Source organism: Claveliimonas sp., from assembly GCF_037273965.1.
GTDB lineage: Bacteria > Bacillota > Clostridia > Lachnospirales > Lachnospiraceae > Claveliimonas > Claveliimonas bilis.
In genome coordinates, this window is sequence record NZ_JAYAZJ010000008.1 from 1 (window position 1) to 3,041 (window position 3,041).

The window sequence follows — 3,041 nt, forward strand, 5'->3', positions numbered from 1 at the left end:
CAAGAGAAAGCTATACCATTCTGAACGATATTGATGAAAATGAACTGAAAAAACCAAGCCTGCATGTCAGTCTGCCTGTATGCGGCGATGCCGGAGAGCTGATCCGAAAGCTGATAAAGGCTGCAAAAAAACGTGGAGCTTCCAAGGAAAACCCCTTATTCCAGGGAAATGCATGGAGAAATCAGTGTCTTTTATGGAAGCAAAAATATCCGGTTGTTGTGTCCGGTCATTATGAAATTGTGGAGGATGGCTGCACAAATATTTATGCGTTTTATGAAGAACTGTCCAGAGCCATGAAGGAAAACCAGAATCTTATGGTCAGTGTGGGAACTTCCAGAGTTGCAGGAAGTCAGGCTTTTCGTGTAAAAAAAGGTCAGCGCTTTATTACAAATCCCAATACAGCGTCTATGGGATTCTGCCTTCCGGGGGCAACAGGGGTGTGTATTGCATCCGGGAAACAGCCGGTAGTCTGTGTAACCGGAGAAGGAAGCCTTCAGATGAATATTCAGGAACTGCAGACGATCAGGCAGAATCATCTTCCGATAAAACTTTTTGTAATCAACAATCAGGGATATCATTCCATTCGACAGACTCAGCAGAGCTATTTTGGAGAGCCTCTGGTGGGAGTTGGACAGGAGAGCGGCGACCTGAGCTTTCCGGATCTTCAGAAGCTTATTCCGGCTTATGGATTTCCGTACAGATGTATTCACAGCTCAGAAAAACTGGCGGATACGATTAAGGAAGTATTGGAAATGGATGGAGCGGCTGTATGTGAGGTTTTTGTAACCAGGTATCAGAAAACCGAGCCGAAAACCTCATCGAAAAAGCTTCCGGATGGAAAAATGGTGTCTGCGCCTCTTGAGGACATGTATCCGTTTCTTTCCAGGGAGGAGCTGGAAGAAAATATGTACATTCCTCTTCCGTAGCAGAAGTAGTATAATGTCTCATTCACATTCGCATAATAATTGTCTGAATTTCCAGCTGCCGGGCTGTCGTCAATCGCCGATGCTGCCGCATCACCTTATTCCTTCGCCTTACAGACGGAAAATTCACTTTGCGTCATTACACTGAAAATGAATGAGACAATACGCCAGAGTATTTTTATGCTCTTTAAATCAGACAAAAATATTCTGCCAGACAGCAGAAACAATAGAAAAACAGAAGAGTTTTTCTGATTTCATATATTCTAAAGACAGTACAAAAGTTAAATAAGAAGGAAAATTATGCAGCGGATTATTGTAACAGGAGCCACCAGTATGATCGGCGTGGCTTTAATAGAAGAATGCATAAAGCATGGAACAGAGGTTTATGCAGTTGTACGGGAAGGGTCAAAAAAGCGTTCCCGTTTGCCGGAAAGCAGTCTGATCAAATTTGCGGACTGTTCTCTGGAGCATCTGGACAGGTTGCCGGAAATGATTTCGCAGGAATGCGATACGTTTTATCATATTGCCTGGGGGAATACCGGAGAAAACAGAAATTCAAGCACAGAGCTTCAAAGCCGGAACATCGGGTATACTTTAGCAGCAGTAAAGGCAGCGGCAGCTCTTGGCTGTAAACGTTTTATCGGAGCCGGATCCCAGGCAGAGTACGGTCTGCTGGATCTGGACAGGATTTCACCAGAAAGCGCGGCAAATCCCACAACTCCTTACGGAGCGGCAAAGCTGGCATCCGGATATCTGGCAAGGATGCTTTGCAAGGAACTGGGAATAGAGTGTATCTGGCCCAGAATATTCAGTGTTTATGGAATTTATGAAAAAGAAACTACCATGATCGCCTCCGGCCTCAGAAAAATGCTGGCAGGGGAGCCTACAGAATTTACACCCGGAATGCAGAGATGGGAATATCTTTTCAGCGCAGACGCAGGCCGCGCCTTTTATCTTATTGGAGAAAAAGGACGGGACGGAGCCGTGTACTGCGTAGGAAGCGGACAGCCTGCGCTGCTTCGGGATTATATACAGAAAATGGCAGAGCTTACAGATTACAGGAATCCGGGGATCGGAGCCAGACCATATCCCAAAGGCGCTGTAATGAACCTTTGCGCAGATATTGATTCTCTTTATCAGGATACAGGTTTTGTACCGGAGTATACGTTTGAGCAGGGAATCAGAGAAACCATTGCCTGGCTGAAAAGCCAGAGTACAGGAGATAAAAAATGAAAAAGAAAATTTCAGTGGTAATTCCTACATATAATGAAGAGGCAAACGTGGTTCCACTGTCAAAAGCAGTTACAGAAGTAATGGAGCGCGACCTCAGTGATTATGACTATGAGATTTTGTTTATTGACAATCATTCCAAAGACAATACGCAGGCGCTGATCCGCGGACTGTGTGCCAATAATAAAAACATTAAGGCTATTTTTAATGCAAAAAACTTCGGTCAGGCCAGATCTCCTGTTTACGGTATGAAACAGGCATATGGAGACTGTGTGGTTCGTATGTGCGCTGATTTTCAGGACCCGGTAGAGATGATCCCGAAATTTGTCAGAGAATGGGAACAGGGAAATAAAATCGTGATCGGTGTGAAAAATGCCAGTCAGGAACGAAAGGGAATGTACAGGATCCGTGGTCTGTATTACAAGATGATCAGAAAGATCACCGAGATCGACCATATTGAACAGTTTACCGGTTTTGGACTGTATGACAAAAAATTTGTAGACGTGGTGCGAGACCTTCATGATCCCATGCCCTATCTTCGTGGAATCATTGCAGAGCTTGGGTTTGATTATAAAGCAATTCCCTATATTCAGCCTAAAAGAAGAGCAGGAAAAAGCAAAAATAATTTTTACAGCCTTTATGATTATGCCATGATTGGTATTACCTCATATTCTAAAGTAGTGATGCGTCTGGCAACTTTTGCCGGTTTTATTATTGGCGGTCTGAGCTTTGCGGCAGGTATTGTATATCTGATTCTGAAGCTGATGTACTGGGATCGTTTTTCGGCAGGCATTGCTCCTATGGTCATCGGTATGTTCTTTCTGGGAGCTCTTCAGCTGTTCTTTATCGGATTTCTTGGAGAATATGTACTGAGTAAGATCGGAAGAG

The 3,041-nt window shown here is 44.1% G+C and carries 3 protein-coding genes; all 3 read left to right on the forward strand.

Annotation, left to right across the window (positions count from 1 at the left end; translation table 11 throughout):
• Positions 1–926 (forward strand): thiamine pyrophosphate-dependent enzyme (locus WJ238_RS00090; protein ID WP_337605818.1); only part of this gene is annotated, 926 nt, incomplete at its 5' end.
• A 297-nt stretch (positions 927–1,223) separates the two neighbouring features.
• Positions 1,224–2,156, forward strand: a complete 933-nt coding sequence (locus WJ238_RS00095; RefSeq protein WP_147599853.1) for an NAD-dependent epimerase/dehydratase family protein — start codon at positions 1,224–1,226, stop codon at positions 2,154–2,156.
• A partial coding sequence (locus WJ238_RS00100; protein ID WP_337605819.1) for a glycosyltransferase family 2 protein occupies positions 2,153–3,041 on the forward strand: 889 nt, incomplete at its 3' end. The genes WJ238_RS00095 and WJ238_RS00100, both read left to right, overlap by 4 nt.